This window comes from Bathymodiolus heckerae thiotrophic gill symbiont, assembly GCF_900180345.1.
GTDB lineage: Bacteria > Pseudomonadota > Gammaproteobacteria > PS1 > Pseudothioglobaceae > Thiodubiliella.
Genome location: NZ_FXLV01000001.1, coordinates 1 through 17,709 on the forward strand (window position 1 = coordinate 1; position 17,709 = coordinate 17,709).

Below are 17,709 nucleotides of genomic sequence, written 5' to 3' on the forward strand. Positions count from 1 at the left end.
AGTGGAAAATGTAGAGAGTTATATTTATTTTTACAATTACAAAAGGATTCATTCAGCTATTGGGTATTTAACCCCAGCAGAAAAGATGGCTGAATTGAAAAAAGTGGCTTGAAATGTGTCCAAGTTGATTAGATCATTACATACCACTTGTCTTATCTAAAAAAGACCTTGTACAGAAAGTCATTCATATTAAGTTTGCTATACTTTTTATTCAGCCTCATGATATCGGGACTTTAAGCTTTGATAGCGTCGCTGAGTTTGATAGTTGTGAAGTCTATATAGAATATATTAATCATGTAGCCACTTATAAAGCACGAGCAAGCAAAGCCTGCGATAGTTCTAAACGGAAAAATTAAAACATTTGTTAAGACCTTTGCAGATGTGTAAATTACAATGGGAGACCTTTGCATAAATAGGGATGATTAGCAAAATTCAATTTTTGCCAGATTGGTGATTTTATTAAACCTTGTCCTAGCAGGGCTAAGGCTGGGTTTAAAAAATCGCCAAGCGGGTGAAAAGTGGATTTTTGATGATTATTCATATTTATGCAAAGGTCTCAATGGGTTAACGACTCTTTAAACTTAAATCTCAGTTGTTTTCTACCCTGAAGAAGACTGTGTATTTTCTGGTCATTTTGGACCCCTAAATTGTTGTAATTTAGTGCCCGAACTTCAGTATAAATTAAATAATATTTCAATCTTAATTATTCAAAAAAGTTATTGAGTGCGTATAATCTCTTTTTTAATTAATTCTATATCTGCCTATTATGAAAAAAACATTCAGTTTCGTGCATTCTAAAAAGAAAAGACCTAGAATGGTTGAGGCAATTAAATATGAACTTAAAAAATACATTAAACGCGAGCGTAATAAAAAATTACCTGATAATGTGGACTTTTGGGATTTTAATTGTCGCTACGGCGCAAATGAGGCTTCCGCTGACACGATTCATATTTCTGAAATCAACAAAGTAATTTCAGAAGCTGATGCAGAAGGCTTAGATACTTTCTTTTTAGAAGTGTTGGTCAAGCCAGGCGTTAGAGTTACTAAGCCTAAAGAAGAATCTATTGAGAATTTTTTAGATTAAGTTTTCCATTGGTGACGAAGCGCTGGCGTAGGCTTTTTTCATCATTCTACCAGCAAGAAAAGATGTGCGCCCTGCTATAACTGCGTGTTTCATGGCACTTGCCATTAAGATAGGGTTGGTGGCATTGGCAATGGCTGAGTTCATGAGTACGCCATCACAGCCTAATTCCATGGCTTTGGCGGCATCTGAGGCGCAACCGATACCTGCATCAACCAATACGGGAACATTGGCGTGCTGTTTAATGAGTTTGATATTGGCTGGGTTGGCAATACCTTGACCTGAGCCGATGAGTGAAGCAAGTGGCATAATAGCACAACAGCCGATGCGCTCTAATTCTTTGGCGATGATTGGGTCATCGCTGGTATAAACCATCACATCAAAGCCGTCATCAACTAAGGTTTGTGCGGCAGATAGCGTCTCAACAATGTTGGGATATAGAGTTTTTTCATCACCCAAAACCTCCAATTTGATTAAATTATGTCCGCCTAAAAGTTCACGGGCTAATTGGCAAGTACGCACTGCATCTTTGGCATTATAGCAACCTGCTGTATTGGGCAAAATAGTGTATTTTTCCGGTGAAATGACATCTAATAAGCTAGGCTCTTCCTTATCCTGTCCGATATTAGTACGGCGAATGGCAACGGTGATAATATCAGCCTCAGCGGCTTCGGTCGCCAGTTTGGTTTCATTAAGGTCTTGGTATTTTCCCGAACCAACCAGTAAGCGAGAGTTGTAAGTTTTTCCTGCGATTACTAAAGGTGTGTCAGTCATAATAGGGTTGATTGATAGTGATAAAATAATCTGAAAATTTTACCTAATTTTCGTATTTTATTAGGCTTTACGCAAGTATTTTTTTTTCCTTACTGTTTAGCGCCAATAAGGCAAATTTTAGAAACACGAAGGCACATAGTAAAAATCTATGCAACTAGGTATTTTTTTAAATTTAACGCCGTAGAATGAAAAAAGACGCAATAATATGGTGGAGAGTGAGGGATTCGAACCCTCGATAGGGGATAAACCCTATACACCCTTAGCAGGGGCGCGCCTTCAGCCAACTCGGCCAACTCTCCATAAGAGGGCGTATTATACGCTAAGAAATAGCGACTTAAAAGCCGTAATTGTATCGAACTTTTATTGCACCAGGGTCTTTGCCCTCCAAGCCTTGCATTTTAAGCTTTATCTGCCCCCAGCTACCTTCGGCACTCATTTTTTCTTGCAATGCTTGTAGTTTTATTTTTGCACCCAGAATCATTCTCTCGGACTTGTTCCATTGATGATCGTTATGAGCTCTAGGGGTGCCTAGTTGGCGTTCGTAGTAAAGCAGTTGTTGGCTAATGTCATCTGCTTGAACTGAAACTTTGAATGCATCAAGCCCCATTTTTAATTTATTTTCAAGTGCTGATAAGTCGTAATGTATTGCTTTAATTTTCTTGGTCAAAGGGTGGCTATTTTTGTCATGTGCTTCCGTAAGTTACTCGTGCTGTGCATCGCTTGCCACAGTGTTTAATGACAAAAAGTAAAAACAAAAAATGCAAATAAATAACCTTAAGAAAACCAATGATAAATCCCCAACATATTAACACAAACAAAAACGGCATTAAGCAACACTAAAGAGTTGTCATTATTTTTAGCTCCTTGAGCAATCCAACTAATGGCCGATGCCATAAAAAAGATATAACCAAATTTAGACCATTCAAAATTAAGCGCTACCAACAAACCACCCGTAATGCCTGTTACTGTGCCAAACCAGCCCCAAGCATTATTCATGGACTTCAAAATCGTGCGTTACCTTGGCAGTTTTTCCCAGCATGATTGAAGCGGAGCAGTATTTATCAGCCGATAAACTAACGGCTTTTGCTACTTTTTTCTCGTTGAGATTTTCTCCTTCTACAACAAAATGAATATGAATATTGGTAAAAACTTTGGGATGCTCATCTGCTCGCTCCGCAGTGATTTCGGCACGGCAATCACGCACAGTTTCACGCATTTTTTTGAGTGTTGAAACTACATCAATAGTTGTGCAGCCACCCATACCGAGTAGCAACATCTCCATAGGACGGATGCCTAAATTTTTACCGCCCAGCTCTTCAGGTCCGTCCATAACCACACCGTGGCCACTGGCAGATTCGCCAACCATCATCATGTCATTAATCCACTTAACGACTGTCTTCATACAAAAATCTCCTGCAAGGCGTTACCTGGGTCGTCATGGCGCATAAAGGCCTCGCCAACCAAGAAACTATAAATATTGTGTTTGTGCATAAATGCCACATCTTTTGCACTCAAAATACCGCTTTCGGTAATGATTAAGGTGTCGTCTTTAATCTCGCTTAACAATTCAACTGTTGTTTGTAATGACACCTTAAACGAGCGTAAATTGCGATTGTTAAAGCCAATCATTGGTAGGCGTAATGCCAGTGCGCGTTGCAGTTCCTCTAAATTATGCACTTCAACCAAAACATCCATATTGACAGCAATAGCACGCATTGCAAAGTCTTCCATTTGCTCATCGCTCAAACAAGCAACAATCAGTAAAATGCAATCAGCGCCCAAGACTCTGGATTCATAAATTTGATAGGGATTAATAATAAATTCTTTGCGCAAGACAGGTAGCGATACAGCGGCACGCACATCGGTTAAATATTGATTATCACCTTGAAAAAAATCTTTATCGGTTAAAACAGACAAGCAAGCTGCACCTGCTTTTTCGTAACTTTTGGCAATTTCAACTGGATTAAAATCCTCTCGTATTACACCTTTAGATGGCGATGCTTTTTTGATTTCTGCAATAATGGCGTTCTGTTTAAGGTCTGCTTTATCCTTTAAGGCTTGATAAAAATCTCGTGTATTGCGATTTTTATAAGCGTCTTCAAGCATTTTATTTGCAGAAATATTGTTTTCACATTCGGCAACTTCTTCTTCTTTGCGCTTGATAATTTTTTTTAGAATATTGGGTGTATTTGTCATATTTGCTATTTTAAACGAATATAATTAACGCTGAGTTTTTTGTATAGATTATAAACGATGAAATTATTAGATTTTGAAGTCGGCATTGATCAGCCATTTTTCCTCATTGCAGGGCCTTGCGTCATTGAGTCTGAAGCATTGGCGCTAGAAACTGCCGCTTATTTAAAGAAAATTACTGAAAATTTAGGCATTAATTTTATTTACAAATCATCCTACGATAAAGCGAACCGCACCAGTACCAATAGTTTTAGAGGCTTGGGCGTTAAAGAGGGTTTACGCATTTTGCAAAAAGTTAAAGACGAGATAGGCGTGCCAGTGTTGACTGATGTGCACGAAGACACGCCACTTAATGAAGTAGCGAGTGTGGTTGATATGATGCAAACCCCTGCTTTTTTGGTTCGTCAAACCAATTTTATTCAAAATGTTTGCAAGCAAGGCTTGCCCGTTAATATTAAAAAAGGACAATTTCAAGCACCGTGGGATATGCAAAATGTGGTCGATAAGGCTTACGAAGTAGGCAATAAAGCAATTACTGTTTGTGACCGTGGCACTTCGTTTGGCTACAATACTTTGGTTTCTGATATGCGTGGCTTGGCGAGTATGCGCAGCACAAATTGCCCCGTGGTCTTTGATGCCACACATTCTGTGCAGCAGCCCGGTGGACAAGGCACAACCTCAGGCGGGCAACGAGAAATGGTGCCCGTATTAGCAAGAGCAGCGGTTGCTGCTGGTATTAGCGGTATTTTTATGGAAACTCACCCAGACCCTGAAAATGCCAAAAGTGATGGGCCTAATTCGATGCCAATTGACAAGATAGGCGAACTACTCAAAACCTTGCAAGATTTAGACAACCTAACTAAGAAAAATGGTTTTTTAGAAAATAGACTATAAAAACCTTAATTTTTATTGATAGAGGTCTTTACATAAATACGGATGATTAGCAGAATTCAATTTTTGTCAACTTGGTAAAAAGTAGATTTTTGATGATTATTCATATTTATGCAAAGGTTTCTGATACGAGGTATCCACCTAAAATCTTTGCTTTGAGTGATAAGTATTTATCTTCTACCAAGCATTCTACGTAGGGTACTGTCTTTATCGATAAAATGATGCTTAAATGCACCAATAATGTGCAGTGTGATAGCAAATATCATAATATTTCCACCCAATTCATGCAAAGTATGTCCCAAGCCTGCAAGTGATTTACTCAGTGGTATCACCTTGCCTGGATTCAATTCATCTGGATTACTTGCCAGTAGTTCTAAACCAAAGATAGACAAGCCGTATCCACCCGCACCTGACATCAACATACCAGAAATTGGCATCATTACCGTGCCAATAATGAGCACCCAATGAATGGTTCTTGCCCCTATTTGCTCAATTTTTTTGTATTGACTAACAGGCTCAGGCCAGCCGCTTTTGATACGCCAAACCACACGGATTAAAATTACACTAAAAAGCAACATTCCTATTGATTTGTGTATTGGGTATAGAAAAAACACCTCGTTTTCTTCCATATATATGCCCACCGCAATTAAGCTGATAAGCACAATGGCAATTAGCCAGTGTAGTGTGGTAGTGATTGGAGATAGTTTTTTCTTACTGTCTTTTATCATTTTGTATTCCTCTTAAAAAGTTAATGAGTAATGCATATAATAATACAAATCAACAACCAAAAACCTTAATTTTTTTTATTTTTTTAATTCATGCTTAAAAGTAAACACCAGCTACTACAAAACACCTTTGGATTTGATGAATTTCGCCCATTGCAAGAAATAGTAGTGGATAAAATTTTAAACCACGAAGATGTGTTATTAATTTTGCCAACGGGTGGTGGGAAATCGCTATGTTATCAACTACCGGCGTTATTAATGGAAGGCATAGTGGTTGTAGTTTCTCCCTTGTTGGCATTGATGCAAGACCAAGTGCATGGGCTGATGGCAAAGGGTGTTCAAGCGGCAATGATGTCGTCCATGCAGGATATGGAAGAAATCATACAAGCACAGAATGATTTACGAAATGGTGCAGTGAAGCTAGTTTTTGTTGCCCCTGAGCGCTTACAAAATGGTCAATTTTTACAATTTTTAAGCACACTGAATATCGCCTTTTTTGCCATTGATGAGGCACATTGTGTGAGCGAATGGGGGCATGAATTTCGGGCAGATTATCGCCAGCTGGGTATATTAAAATCCCATTTTCCCGAAGTGGGTATCGCTGCTTTTACGGCAACGGCGACCACGCAGGTGGAAAAAGACATTGTTAATCAGCTGAAGTTTAAACAGAGCAATAACATTGTTCGTGGTAAAGTTTATCGGCATAATTTATTTATCAGCGTCCAATCTCGACAAGGTAATGGAGGGCAACAATTGCTCGATTTTTTGCAGAACCATCAAAACGAACAAGGCATTATTTACACCTTATCACGCAAAAATACCGAATCATTAAGTGATTTTTTAAATGCCCAAGGTTTAAAAGCACGGGCTTATCATGCAGGTTTGCCAACTCAAGAGCGTCGTCAGGCATTTAGTGACTTTGTAAATGATGAGATTGATATCATGGTCGCTACCATCGCATTCGGTATGGGGATTGATAAAAGTAACATTCGCTTTGTGGTGCATATGTCTATTCCAAAAACCATGGAAGCTTATTACCAAGAAATGGGTAGAGCGGGTAGAGACGGATTAAAAAGTGAGGTTTTGCTACTTTATTCCACTCAAGATTTAGGCTTGTTGGGGCGTTTTATTGCCGATATTGAAAATGAGGAGTATCGAAATTTAGCCTATCACAAGCTTAATTTAATCAAAAAATACGCCTTCTCTGAAGGTTGTCGGCACCAAGCATTAAGTCATTATTTTGACGATGAAATGCCCAAATGCCAAACTCAATGCGATAATTGCCTTAATCCTGATGTTAAACGCAGTGATATTAGCAAACAGGCAAAGATGTTTTTATCCGCCATTTATCGTACCGACCAGCGTTTTGGACAAGGGCACATTGTTGATGTTTTATTAGGCTCAAAAAACCAAAAAGTACTCAACAGTGGACATCAAAACTTATCCGTCTATGGTATTGGTAGCGCCACGAGTAGAGCTTTGTGGAAAATTATTGGCGACCGTTTATTGGAAATAGATGCCTTAATGATAGGTGAATTTAAGGTTTTAAAATTAACTAATATTGCTAAAAATATTTTAAAATCAAAGCAAACAGTCGATATTCGTCAAAGTAATTTGCAAATGCAAAACAAGGCATTTAAACAAATTAAACAACAAGAATATTCAGTAGATGAGGCAATTTTAGGCGCACTACAAGCACTCAGACGAGAGATTGCCCAAGAAGAAAGTATGCCTGCTTACATTATTTTTGACAACAAGGCTTTAACAGAAATGGCGCACTTTCTGCCTGATAGCGAAGCAAAATTATTACAAATCAACGGTGTAGGTCAAGTTAAATTGGAAAAATATGGCGCTCGCTTCCTAGACTTATTAGCCACCTTAAGGGTCGATGGTTTTCAAGAACCTGCACCCAAAGTTGAGCCTATTGTACAAAAATTACACCCTACTTACCAAACTACTCTAGAATTAATAGAACAAGATACAAGCATAGAAAGCATCTGCCAACAGCGCAATTTAGCCCTCACCACCGTGCTAGGGCACATTAACAAATTAGCAAATATCGGCAAAATCGAACACACCAAAAGACAGCAGTTATTTACCACTGTCCCCACTGACGAAGCCATTACCCACTGGATTTTACAAGGTCTTGAGCAAATAGACTCAATCGAAAAAATTCAACACCATTTGGCAGTTTTTAAGCAACTCAATCAAATAAATTGATTTTTATCACGCAAAAATACCGAATCATTAAGTGAGACCTTTGCATAAATACGAATCATCATCAAAAACCCACTTTTTACCAACTTGGTAATTTTTTTAAACCCAGTCTTAGTCTTGCTAGAACAGAGTTGAAAAAAATACCAATTTGACAAAAATTGAATTTTGCTAATCATCCATATTTATGCAAAGGCCTCACATACATAAAAAAATCAAGATATCAGCGCCGATTAAACTTAAAAACTAAGTCCAATCCATACATTGCCAGCTTTTTTGCTTGGCAATTTCTAATAATTTTTCATCACCATGTACGACAATGGGATTATCAACCAATTCCAATAATGGTAAATCATTATGTGAATCGGAGTAGAAATAAGCGCCGTCTAAGATTTCGTTATTGGTTTTACACCACGCTTTTAGTTTATGGACTTTGCCGATTTGAAAACAGGGCTCGCCTGATACTTTTCCGCTAAACTCACCGTTCACTATTTCAGGCTCAGTGGCGAGCAAATCCTTGATACCGTAGGCTTGGGCAATTGGGCGGGTGACGAATGAATTAGTGGCAGTGATGACCAGCGCCCTATCGCCATTTTTTTTGTGTGCATCTACCACTTTTTTGGCTTTTTCTAAAAAAATTGGCTGGATTTTTTCAACCATAAATTGCTGGTGCCATTTGCTGAGTTGTTTGATAGAATTGTGTGCTAAAGGTCTTAGGCAAAATTCTAGATATTGATTAATATCCAATTCTCCTCGTGCATAATCATCAAAAAACACCTGATTTTGCTTTTGGTATTCATCAACATTAACTGCGCCGATTTCGGACAGAAACTCGCCCCACAAAAAATCGCTATCACCGCCTAATAAAGTTTTATCTAAATCAAATAATGCAAGTGCCATATTAATAAACCTCGTTGTGCATATCAACATCAATTAATATGATTTGATTATTTTTTTAATTACAATACGATATTTACGATGGTATTCATCGTATGATTAAAAATTATTATACTAACTTTTTAAAACATTTTTCCGCCTTTTTAATAGTATGTTCAATATCGTTATCGTTATGTGCCGTGGAGATAAACCCTGCCTCGTAGACGCTGGGCGCTAAATAAACACCCTCTTTTAGCATTAAATGAAAAAACTGATTAAAACGCTCAACATTGCATTGTGAAGTTTGCACAAAGTTCGTCACCGTATCAACATCGGTAAAAAACAAACCGAACATGCCACCCACTACATTAGCCGTCATTGAAATATTGTTTTCTCGTGCTTTTTCTACAATGCCGTTGGTAAGCTTGGTGGCTTTTTGCGCTAAATTCTCGTATAAGTTTTTGTCCTTATCAATTGCCTCTAGCATTGCCAAACCTGCTGCCATTGACATGGGATTGCCTGAGAGCGTGCCTGCTTGATAGACTGCACCCAAAGGGGCAATGCATTCCATAATGGCTTTTTTGCCCCCAAATGCACCAACGGGTAGCCCACCGCCAATCACTTTTCCAAGTGTTGTTAAGTCAGGTTGAATGCCAAATTTCTCTTGCGCACCGCCTTTTGCAACCCTGAATCCAGTCATTACTTCGTCAAAAATTAGCACCGTACCATATTCATCACAAACCTCTCTAAGTCCTTGCAAAAACCCATCAACGGGCGGAATACAGTTCATATTACCAGCAACAGGCTCAACGATAATACAAGCAATCTCGCTGCCTTTTTCGGCAAACACTTCTCGCACTTGCGCTAAATTGTTGTATTCCAAGGTCAATGTATACTTGGCAAAATCTGCCGGCACACCTGCTGAATTTGGCTCACCAAGTGTTAATGCGCCTGATCCTGCTTTGACCAATAACGAATCTGAATGCCCGTGATAGCAGCCTTCAAATTTCACAATGGTATCACGCTGAGTAAAGCCTCGCGCCAAGCGAATAGCGCTCATAGTGGCTTCTGTGCCTGAACTCACCATACGCACCAATTCAATAGAAGACACCATTTCACATACTTTTTTTGCCAGCTTAGTCTCAATCTCGGTCGGTGCGCCAAAACCCAAACCATTGTGCAGGACTTTCTCCACTGCACTCACCACGCCTTGGTTAGCATGACCCAAAATCATTGGCCCCCATGAGGCGACATAATCAATGTATTGATTATCATCGACATCAAACAAATAAGCACCCTCACCTCGGGTAAAAAATATCGGCGTGCCGCCTACGCCTTTGAATGCTCGAACGGGGGAATTCACCCCACCTGGAATGTAGTGTTGTGCTTCGCTAAAAAGTTGTTCTGATTTTGTCATTTATTTATTCTCCAATATTTGTGGGTAGGTTTTTAGATGAGTAATATGCGACCATACAATCAGCACATCATCCAATAATAATTTTATATTTACGCTAGTTTTTGCTAGGGCAATAGCACGAGAAATGTCTTGTAATAATTTGAATAAAAAATCTGTTTTTGCTAAGTTGATGATTTGATTTAGCTCAACCAAGCCTCCTTCTCGTTTAAGTGCTTTGAGTCGAATACCCTCGATAACCAAGTGTTGTAGGCAACTCAAGACTTCGACTTCGTTGCTGTCAAAGCCTTCTACTTTGTTGATAGTGGCTGGATGTAGGGCAACGCTTAATAATTGATTTTGCCATTTTTGATAATGAATAAAGTCATCCCCTGCAAGCCCGTCAATAACCTTAAAAGGCACGCCGTGTGCGGCTTCTAATAGTTGCATTGTGTCAAAATCCTCTTTGTGTTCAATATGTTGCTCAATCCACGCTTTAGTGTCTTGGTCGTAAGCAGGGCCAATATGCACGCTCTGACAACGGGAAACAATCGTAACTGGTAGATTTTTAGAATTGTGTGCCAGCAGAATAATCAAGGTATTTTCTCTAGGCTCTTCCAGTGTTTTTAACAAACTATTGGCAGCATTAATGTTCATTTGGTCGGCGTAAAAAATAACGCCTATCTGCAATTTATCAGCAGTTTTGTTTAACGCTTCACAAAATGCACGCACCTGATCAACACGAATATCTTTAGAGCGATTTTTGGTATTTGGATTAATTTCACCCGCACGACAATAAATCATATTCGTGTAATGAGAGCGTCTAATCAACACAGCGTTGTCCAAATCCTGCTGCACATCGTCCTTTCTAATAATTTCCTCGTCATTCAGCAAAGTGCCAACGAGTTGTTGCATTAGTTCAAACTTGCCTATCCGAGAAACGCCTGTAATCAATAACGCATGGGGTAGATGATTTTGGTCAATCATTTGTTTGAGTTTTGCAAATGCATCTTGGTGCCAAGGAAGTGTCATAGCAAATCCAGAATAACTTTAATTTGTTGTTGAGTATAGGCTATCGTTTGCATGGCATTAATTAATTTAATGCGTTCAGGGTGTTGTTTAGAGCGAGTAATATAAGCCTCACGCACACGATTAAAAAAATCAAAATCCTCCTGCTCTATGCGGTCTTTTTTACCTCTGGACTCCACACGCTTCATGCCAATATCCACAGACACATCCAGTAGCAGCGTCATATCAGGGGTAAATGCTCGCAACACCCAGTCTTCTAATTGTGCAATGCGTGCAACATCCAAGCCACGACCGCCACCTTGATAAGCATAAGAAGCATCGGTAAATCTATCACTCAAAATCCAATTTCCTTGCGCCAATGCTGGGATTATTTTGCTTTGAATGTGCTCGTTTCTGGCGGCAAACATCAGCATTAGTTCAGTATCAGCATGCATCTCGCCAGTTGAATTACTCAATAACAAGGTACGAATTTTTTCGCCTATTGCTGTTCCGCCTGGCTCTCGAGTGAGCACAACATTAACACCCTTATCCGCCAAATATTGACAAATAAAATCAATTTGTGTGCTTTTTCCTGCGCCCTCTACGCCATCAATGGTGATAAATTTTCCTTTTTGCATAAAGTCTTATTTTAACGAGTCCACTTTCAATAAATAACTTAAATTTACCTTACCTTTAGCAAAGAAAAAATTGAGAAGCCCGGCTTCTCAATTTTTAGTTAACAAGTGCTTTTTGATATTGAGGCGATGTTGTTGGTAAGTTTTTGCAAAGGCATGGGTGCCATTTTTCTTAGCAACAAAAAACAAGGTATCGCCTGACGCAGGGTGCATTACCGCACGCAACGAAGTGATACTAACTGAGCTAATTGGCGTTGGCGGTAAGCCGTGATTTCGATAGGTGTTGTAAGGGCTGTTGAATTTTAAATCTTGTCGCGTTAAAAAACCACGATATTTTTCACCCAAACCGTACACAACTGTTGGGTCGGTTTGCAGGCGCATACCTATTTGCAAACGGCGCATAAATACGCCTGCTATTTGTGATTTTTCGGCGTTGTGTGCGGTTTCTTTTTCAATCAAAGATGCCAATATCAAGGCTTGAGATGCGTTCTTTAGGCGCAGAGTTTTATCCCGATTTTTCCATTCAGAATTTAATATTTCTTGCATAATTTGATGCGACCTTTTAAAAATACTGGCAACACTATCGCCGTAACGCACACGGTAAGTATCTGGCCAAAAAATCCCTTCATAAGGCGCTTTAACGCCTGCCAAACGCATCGTATTCGCCAGCGATCCATTGGATTTTAATGCCTCAATGCTTTGCAATTGTTGGTAATAATGACGCACAGTTTTACCTTCAATTAGGGTGATATTGCGCTCAGCTACTGTTGCCGATACAAAATTATCAAGCAAATCCATCACTTTCATATTTGGTGTTATATCATAATAGCCAGATTTTAATTTAGACTCAAAGCCAAAAACCTTGGCCGCTATACGCAAGAAAAAAGAGGAGCGAATCACGCCTTGTTTTTCAAGATTATTGGCGACTGAAACAATATTAGCGCCTTGAGACAGGTGATAAACAACTGGGTGGGTGGTTTTAATGGTATTTACCCAATAAGACCAAGTTAGCACCAGTATAGCAACAGTTATTAGAATTTTTTTCATCGTAGTTTTTCTTCTAAAGCTTGCGCTAATTGCCGTGTAATGGTATGTTGGTCAAAGCATTTTTCATTAATAGCTGTAACGGGTTTAATACCAATTATACTATTGCTAATAAATATTTCATCACAATCGTTCAGCGCTTGCAATGTTAATATACCCACCTTGACCTGTAAATCTAGTGCCGTGGCAATTTTTAATATCACGGCTCGTCGTGTCCCTGCAATACCGCATTTTTCTAAGCTTGGTGTTAATAATACGCCCGATTTTATGGCAAAAATATTGCCCTGTGTAACCGAAATCACCCAGCCATCATCATTCAACATAATACACTCATCAGCACGCAAATCACTGCGTGCTAATATTTGCTCAAGACGATTGCAATGCTTAATATTGGACAACAATTGATGATTAGCATAGCCGCTATTACAAACACTAAGGGTGTATTCGCTCAGTATTTTATCGGGCATTTTTGAGACAATAACAAGTCGTGTTGGCTCAATATCTGCTTCAAACCCATATCCTCGCATACTTTGCCCACGAGACAATACTACCTTGACCACGGCTTGCTCTAACTTAGCGATTGAAAGTGCTTTGGCAATATCTTTTAGCCATTGTTGTTCGCTAATACGATTAATTTTAAGTTGCTTACGACCTTTTTCCAACCTAGAAAAATGCGCTGACCAAAATAATAATTGCGCATTTTTGACCACGCAAGTCTCAAACAAACCATCTCCAAACTGCGTTAAGCGATTAAACACGCTAAGTTGGGATTGTTGTTTTCCATTAATTAAAACGACTTCTTTCATAGATTCTATTATAATTGCCAGTGGGCTTTAATTTAGCCGAAATCACAATAAAACCCTAATGAAAAAAACCTTCTTCGTGTTTCTGAACAGCTTGCTAAACAGTGCTAAAGACTTAGCACCGATTGTATTGGTGATTGGTTTTTTTCAACTGGTTGTACTGCAACAAAATATCCCTAATTTTGCCGATATTATCATTGGTACAGGATTTGTGTTATTAGGTTTAACTTTATTCGTCTATGGCTTAAATCTAGGGCTGTTCCCTATTGGCGAAGCACTGGCGTTTGCCTTTGTTAAAAAAGGCTCACTGGTTTGGCTGTTAATATTTGCCTTTGCACTTGGATTTGGCACCACGGTGGCAGAGCCTGCGCTGATTGCTGTTGCTAATGAAGCGGCAAATGTGGCACAACTTGGTGGCATTATTGACAACGAGGCGGTAGACAATTACGCACAAACACTGCGCTATACAGTAGCAATATCGGTTGGTTTATCGGTGTTATTAGGGGCGCTGAGGATTATTAAAGGCTGGGCGCTTACTTATTTGATTATCGGCGGCTATTCACTTGTTATTATTGCCACTATTTTTGCCCCTGAGTTTATTATTGGTATTGCTTATGATGCAGGCGGGGTAACCACTAGCACCATCACCGTACCGCTCGTTACTGCATTAGGCGTTGGCTTAGCTAGCTCAATCCGTGGTAGAAATCCAATGACCGATGGTTTTGGCATGATTGCCATTGCCTCGTTATTACCTATTGTTGCAGTTATGATTTTTGGCATATTATGGTAAATTTATTACAACCTTTTATCGATATGCTTGGGGATGTGGCGCCCATTGCCTTGGTGTTGTTTGGGTTTCAGCTTCTCATTCTTAAACAAAAAATTCCCAATCTAAAAAAAGTTATTATTGGCTTTATTTTGGTTTGGATTGGACTGACCTTGTTTATTGTTGGACTAGAGAAAGCACTTTTCCCACTTGGAAAACTCATGGCAGACCAACTTACCAGTGTTGATTTTATTGGCACTAATACTAACTGGGGCAGTTATTATTGGGTGTATATTTTCGCCTTTGCCATTGGGTTTGCTACCACAATTGCTGAACCTTCGCTGTTAGCAGTTGCCATTAAAGCCAATCAAGTATCGGGTGGTTTTATTAAAGTCTGGTCACTTCGTATGGTTGTCGCATTTGGTGTTGCAGTGGGTATTTCTTTGGGTAGTTTCCGTATTGTGGCTGGGCTACCTATTCACTATTTTATTATTGCGGGTTATGTGGTTGTTTTGATACAAACTTATTTTGCACCAAAAAACATCATTGCACTAGCCTATGACACAGGTGGTGTAACTACTTCTACCGTTACCGTGCCGTTAGTTGCTGCCCTAGGCTTGGGTTTGGCGAGTACAATTGAGGGCAGAAACCCAATCATTGATGGTTTTGGACTGATTGCTTTTGCCTCGCTATTTCCAATCATGAGTGTGCTAGCGTATGCACAAATAACCAATTTTTTAAACAGGAGAAAAAACGATGCACTTTAAACTGATTATTGCCTTTGTCGATAGCAATAAAACTGACTTAATCCTTGAGGCGGCTAGAGAAAAAGGTGCAACAGGATCGACCATTATTTCTCAGGCTCGAGGCGAAGGCTTAAAGCATAATAAAACATTTCTAGGGCTTAATATTGAAACTCCAAGGGATGTCTTATTACTACTCGTGGAGCAACATCTTTCTCGATCAATTCTAGAAAGTATTGCCATAGCAGGAGAGTTCGACCGTGATGACCAAGAGGGCATCGCCTTTCAAATTGATGTAGAGGATGCTGTTGGTGTCATACATCAAATACAAGCATTAGAAACAACCGTGGAGGAAAAACTATGAATATCCCAGTATTAGTCAAAGACATTATGTGGACAGAAGTTGATATTATCAACAGCAAATGCACCGTACAAAACGCTTTAAGAAATATGAAGCACAAAAAAACCAAGATGTTAATCGTTGATAAAGCGCATGAACATGATGAATATGGCGTGGTGCTGATTGCTGATATTGCTGCCAAAGTAATCGCCAAAGGGCGTTCGCCAGACCGTGTTAATGCCTATGAAGTTATGACCAAGCCCGCCATTTCTGTCCATCCTGATATGGAGATTCGTTACTGCGCCAAATTACTCACTCGATTGAATTTATCTCGTTGTCCAGTGTTAGATAACGGCAAAATAGTCGGCATGGTTAGTTTAACCAATATTGTGCTGAATGGCTTACATATTGTATAAGAAAATTATTATATAGTGATAAACTTGCACTGTATTAATAGGCTGTTAGAATACTCAACTGTTTTAACTTTATAACCAACAAGAGAGAATAAAAATGAATACAATTAGATTTATTAAATGGGTGCTGATTATTATTGGCGCAGTTTCAACTTACTATATGGTGTTATTACAGGCACAATACGGTATTACCAGTAAAGTTATCAGTGAGATGATTTCACCAACATTACACCCACAATCAATGGAAAAAGTTTATATGCCGATTGCTAACACTTTATTAGATACGGGCGATCTTGCCATGTCAAGTATTGTCAAAATACCCGTTGCCGACGACCTTTCAAATGAAGATGTTGAAGATGCCATGGAAAGCATTGCAGTAGAAAGAAGTATTCGTTCGGTGGGTATGTTGCCACTCTCAGAAATGGTTGAATTACAAACAGGTGAAAAACAGCGTTATTTAAAGATTTATCAATACTGCTCACCTAGAACAGCAATGATTATGGTTGATCATTCAGATGCATTTTCAGCTTATCTTCCTTGTCGTATTGCTATCATTGAAGACAAACAAGGCAAAAGGTGGTTATACACCTTGGACATGAACGCAATGATTTATGGTGGTACGCCACTGCCAGATTACCTACTTGAAAAAGCATTGGCAGTCAAAGAAACTATGGATGCCATTCAACAGGGTGGAGCAACAGGCGATTTTTAAAGTCGTTTGAGTAAATATTTAAAAACCGCCCTTTTAGGCGGTTTTTTATTGCCTAAAAAAGAGGTTTTACCTTGCTTAAAAAATAATTAAAATAGAGGTGTTATGAAGCCTATTTATCACAACCTTGATTTTGGTATTACTTGCATTGACACACAGTATATGCGTGATGATTTTGTTGCCGCTTATTTAATTGAAGACGGCAAGCGGGCTGCCTTTGTAGATACTGGCTGTTATTTGTCAGTGCCGACACTATTGGCAACACTTGATAAAAAGAACATCAAACGAAAAAATGTAGATTATATTATCTTGACACACATTCATCTAGACCATGCAGGTGGTGCGGGTGAGCTGATTAAACACTTGCCTAATGCCAAAGTTTATGTACATGAATATGGTGTAAACCACTTAATTGACCCATCAAAATTACGCACAGGCGTTATTCAAGTATATGGCGAATTATTTTTTAAACAATTTTTAGGAGATTTAATCCCCATTCCCAAAAATCGTATCATTATCGCTAAAGACAATGATGAAATAAGCTTAGGCAATCGAGTATTAAAATTTATCGACACACCGGGTCATGCGCGCCACCATGTGTGTATTTGGGATGAGAAATCGCACGGTATTTTTAGTGGTGATACCTTAGGTGTGAGTTATCGGGAGTTTGACACTCACCAAGGCGAGTTAATTTTTCCACCCACTACGCCAATTCAATTTGACCCAGAAACTTGGAAAAACACCATCAAGCAACTGATGAAACTTAAGCCAAAATACGCTTATTTAACGCATTTTAATCGCATTGAATTTACTCAAGACTGTGCCAATATGCTTATTCAGCATATAGATGGCTTTGTCAAAATTGCCACGATACTTAAAAACACACCCAATCGTCATAAGGCAATTAAAACGACATTATTAGATTATTTGTTAGAAATCTCTACCAAACATAGAGTGACGCTCGATAAAATACAACAAATTAAACTGTTTAAAGGTGATTTAGAAATCTGCGCCCAAGGTCTGGGCGTTTGGCTGGATAAAAACTCTTAATAATAGAGATCTTTGCATAAATATGGATGATTAACAGAATTCAATTTTTGT

At 39.0% G+C, this 17,709-nt stretch carries 23 protein-coding genes and 1 tRNA gene; 10 read left to right on the top strand and 14 right to left on the bottom strand.

Annotation, left to right across the window (positions count from 1 at the left end):
* Position 1: 1 nt before the first annotated feature.
* Positions 2-112 (top strand): IS3 family transposase, encoded by a 111-nt coding sequence (locus tag CRYPD_RS00005; RefSeq protein WP_138145522.1) that lies wholly within the window; start codon positions 2-4, stop codon positions 110-112.
* A 276-nt stretch (positions 113-388) separates the two neighbouring features.
* Here CRYPD_RS00005 and CRYPD_RS07760 read toward each other — a convergent pair whose 3' ends face one another.
* Positions 389-541: a hypothetical protein gene (locus tag CRYPD_RS07760; protein WP_171004250.1), complete on the bottom strand. Its 153-nt coding sequence runs from the start codon at positions 539-541 to the stop codon at positions 389-391.
* Positions 542-766: 225 nt separating this feature from the next.
* Here CRYPD_RS07760 and CRYPD_RS00010 point away from each other — a divergent pair, with 225 nt between their 5' ends.
* Positions 767-1,084: a DUF6172 family protein gene (locus tag CRYPD_RS00010; RefSeq protein WP_138145523.1), complete on the top strand. Its 318-nt coding sequence runs from the start codon at positions 767-769 to the stop codon at positions 1,082-1,084.
* Here CRYPD_RS00010 and CRYPD_RS00015 read toward each other — a convergent pair.
* From CRYPD_RS00015 to trpC, 6 genes are all read right to left on the bottom strand, one after another.
* The gene (locus CRYPD_RS00015) at positions 1,076-1,855 is read right to left on the bottom strand and encodes a thiazole synthase (protein WP_171004251.1); all 780 of its coding nucleotides are present in this window, start codon (positions 1,853-1,855) and stop codon (positions 1,076-1,078) included. The genes CRYPD_RS00010 and CRYPD_RS00015 overlap by 9 nt on opposite strands.
* 206 nt (positions 1,856-2,061) lie before the next feature.
* A tRNA-Ser gene (locus tag CRYPD_RS00020) sits at positions 2,062-2,154 on the bottom strand.
* Between the two features lie 35 nt (positions 2,155-2,189).
* Positions 2,190-2,522: a hypothetical protein gene (locus CRYPD_RS00025; protein WP_138145525.1), complete on the bottom strand. Its 333-nt coding sequence runs from the start codon at positions 2,520-2,522 to the stop codon at positions 2,190-2,192.
* Positions 2,523-2,629: 107 nt separating this feature from the next.
* Complete coding sequence (locus CRYPD_RS00030; RefSeq protein ID WP_138145526.1) at positions 2,630-2,851, bottom strand: hypothetical protein; 222 nt, start codon at positions 2,849-2,851, stop codon at positions 2,630-2,632.
* A complete protein-coding gene (locus CRYPD_RS00035) occupies positions 2,844-3,257 on the bottom strand; it encodes an OsmC family protein (protein ID WP_138145527.1) in 414 nt (137 codons plus the stop codon). The genes CRYPD_RS00030 and CRYPD_RS00035 overlap by 8 nt, the downstream gene beginning before the upstream one ends.
* Positions 3,254-4,051, bottom strand: a complete 798-nt coding sequence (gene trpC, locus CRYPD_RS00040; RefSeq protein ID WP_138145528.1) for an indole-3-glycerol phosphate synthase TrpC — start codon at positions 4,049-4,051, stop codon at positions 3,254-3,256. Before trpC ends, CRYPD_RS00035 begins: the two co-directional genes overlap by 4 nt.
* 57 nt (positions 4,052-4,108) lie before the next feature.
* Here trpC and kdsA point away from each other — a divergent pair, with 57 nt between their 5' ends.
* A complete protein-coding gene (kdsA, locus tag CRYPD_RS00045; protein WP_138145529.1) occupies positions 4,109-4,942 on the top strand; it encodes a 3-deoxy-8-phosphooctulonate synthase in 834 nt (277 codons plus the stop codon).
* A gap of 167 nt (positions 4,943-5,109) precedes the next feature.
* On the opposite strand, the gene CRYPD_RS00050 is transcribed toward kdsA, so the two are convergent.
* Positions 5,110-5,667 (bottom strand): cytochrome b, encoded by a 558-nt coding sequence (locus CRYPD_RS00050; RefSeq protein ID WP_138145530.1) that lies wholly within the window; start codon positions 5,665-5,667, stop codon positions 5,110-5,112.
* A gap of 90 nt (positions 5,668-5,757) precedes the next feature.
* Here CRYPD_RS00050 and recQ point away from each other — a divergent pair, with 90 nt between their 5' ends.
* Positions 5,758-7,884: a DNA helicase RecQ gene (gene recQ, locus CRYPD_RS00055; protein WP_138145531.1), complete on the top strand. Its 2,127-nt coding sequence runs from the start codon at positions 5,758-5,760 to the stop codon at positions 7,882-7,884.
* A 240-nt stretch (positions 7,885-8,124) separates the two neighbouring features.
* Here recQ and CRYPD_RS00060 read toward each other — a convergent pair whose 3' ends face one another.
* From CRYPD_RS00060 to pabC, 6 genes are all read right to left on the bottom strand, one after another.
* Entirely contained in the window at positions 8,125-8,778 is a 654-nt protein-coding gene (locus CRYPD_RS00060) for a histidinol-phosphatase (RefSeq protein ID WP_138145532.1), read from the bottom strand.
* Between the two features lie 106 nt (positions 8,779-8,884).
* Entirely contained in the window at positions 8,885-10,171 is a 1,287-nt protein-coding gene (gene hemL, locus CRYPD_RS00065; protein ID WP_138145533.1) for a glutamate-1-semialdehyde 2,1-aminomutase, read from the bottom strand.
* Positions 10,172-11,179: a DNA polymerase III subunit delta' gene (locus tag CRYPD_RS00070; RefSeq protein WP_138145534.1), complete on the bottom strand. Its 1,008-nt coding sequence runs from the start codon at positions 11,177-11,179 to the stop codon at positions 10,172-10,174.
* Positions 11,176-11,793 carry a dTMP kinase gene (gene tmk / locus CRYPD_RS00075; RefSeq protein ID WP_138145535.1) on the bottom strand — a complete coding sequence of 206 codons (618 nt, stop codon included), beginning with the start codon at positions 11,791-11,793 and terminating at the stop codon, positions 11,176-11,178. The genes CRYPD_RS00070 and tmk overlap by 4 nt, the downstream gene beginning before the upstream one ends.
* An 87-nt stretch (positions 11,794-11,880) precedes the next feature.
* Positions 11,881-12,837: an endolytic transglycosylase MltG gene (mltG, locus tag CRYPD_RS00080; protein ID WP_138145536.1), complete on the bottom strand. Its 957-nt coding sequence runs from the start codon at positions 12,835-12,837 to the stop codon at positions 11,881-11,883.
* Positions 12,834-13,640, bottom strand: a complete 807-nt coding sequence (gene pabC, locus CRYPD_RS00085; RefSeq protein ID WP_138145537.1) for an aminodeoxychorismate lyase — start codon at positions 13,638-13,640, stop codon at positions 12,834-12,836. Before pabC ends, mltG begins: the two co-directional genes overlap by 4 nt.
* Before the next feature lie 58 nt (positions 13,641-13,698).
* Here pabC and CRYPD_RS00090 point away from each other — a divergent pair, with 58 nt between their 5' ends.
* The 6 genes from CRYPD_RS00090 to CRYPD_RS00115 all read left to right on the top strand — a co-directional run bounded on the left by CRYPD_RS00090 (position 13,699) and on the right by CRYPD_RS00115 (position 17,658).
* The gene (locus CRYPD_RS00090; RefSeq protein ID WP_138145538.1) at positions 13,699-14,427 is read left to right on the top strand and encodes a DUF1538 domain-containing protein; all 729 of its coding nucleotides are present in this window, start codon (positions 13,699-13,701) and stop codon (positions 14,425-14,427) included.
* On the top strand, positions 14,421-15,170 hold the full coding sequence (locus tag CRYPD_RS00095; RefSeq protein ID WP_138145539.1) for a DUF1538 domain-containing protein: 750 nt from the start codon (positions 14,421-14,423) through the stop codon (positions 15,168-15,170). The genes CRYPD_RS00090 and CRYPD_RS00095 overlap by 7 nt, the downstream gene beginning before the upstream one ends.
* The gene (locus tag CRYPD_RS00100) at positions 15,160-15,510 is read left to right on the top strand and encodes a P-II family nitrogen regulator (protein ID WP_138145540.1); all 351 of its coding nucleotides are present in this window, start codon (positions 15,160-15,162) and stop codon (positions 15,508-15,510) included. Before CRYPD_RS00095 ends, CRYPD_RS00100 begins: the two co-directional genes overlap by 11 nt.
* On the top strand, positions 15,507-15,902 hold the full coding sequence (locus CRYPD_RS00105) for a CBS domain-containing protein (RefSeq protein ID WP_138145541.1): 396 nt from the start codon (positions 15,507-15,509) through the stop codon (positions 15,900-15,902). Before CRYPD_RS00100 ends, CRYPD_RS00105 begins: the two co-directional genes overlap by 4 nt.
* A 94-nt stretch (positions 15,903-15,996) precedes the next feature.
* The gene (locus CRYPD_RS00110; protein WP_138145542.1) at positions 15,997-16,611 is read left to right on the top strand and encodes a DUF302 domain-containing protein; all 615 of its coding nucleotides are present in this window, start codon (positions 15,997-15,999) and stop codon (positions 16,609-16,611) included.
* A 102-nt stretch (positions 16,612-16,713) separates the two neighbouring features.
* A complete protein-coding gene (locus CRYPD_RS00115) occupies positions 16,714-17,658 on the top strand; it encodes an MBL fold metallo-hydrolase (RefSeq protein ID WP_138145543.1) in 945 nt (314 codons plus the stop codon).
* The last annotated feature ends 51 nt before the right edge of the window (positions 17,659-17,709 follow it).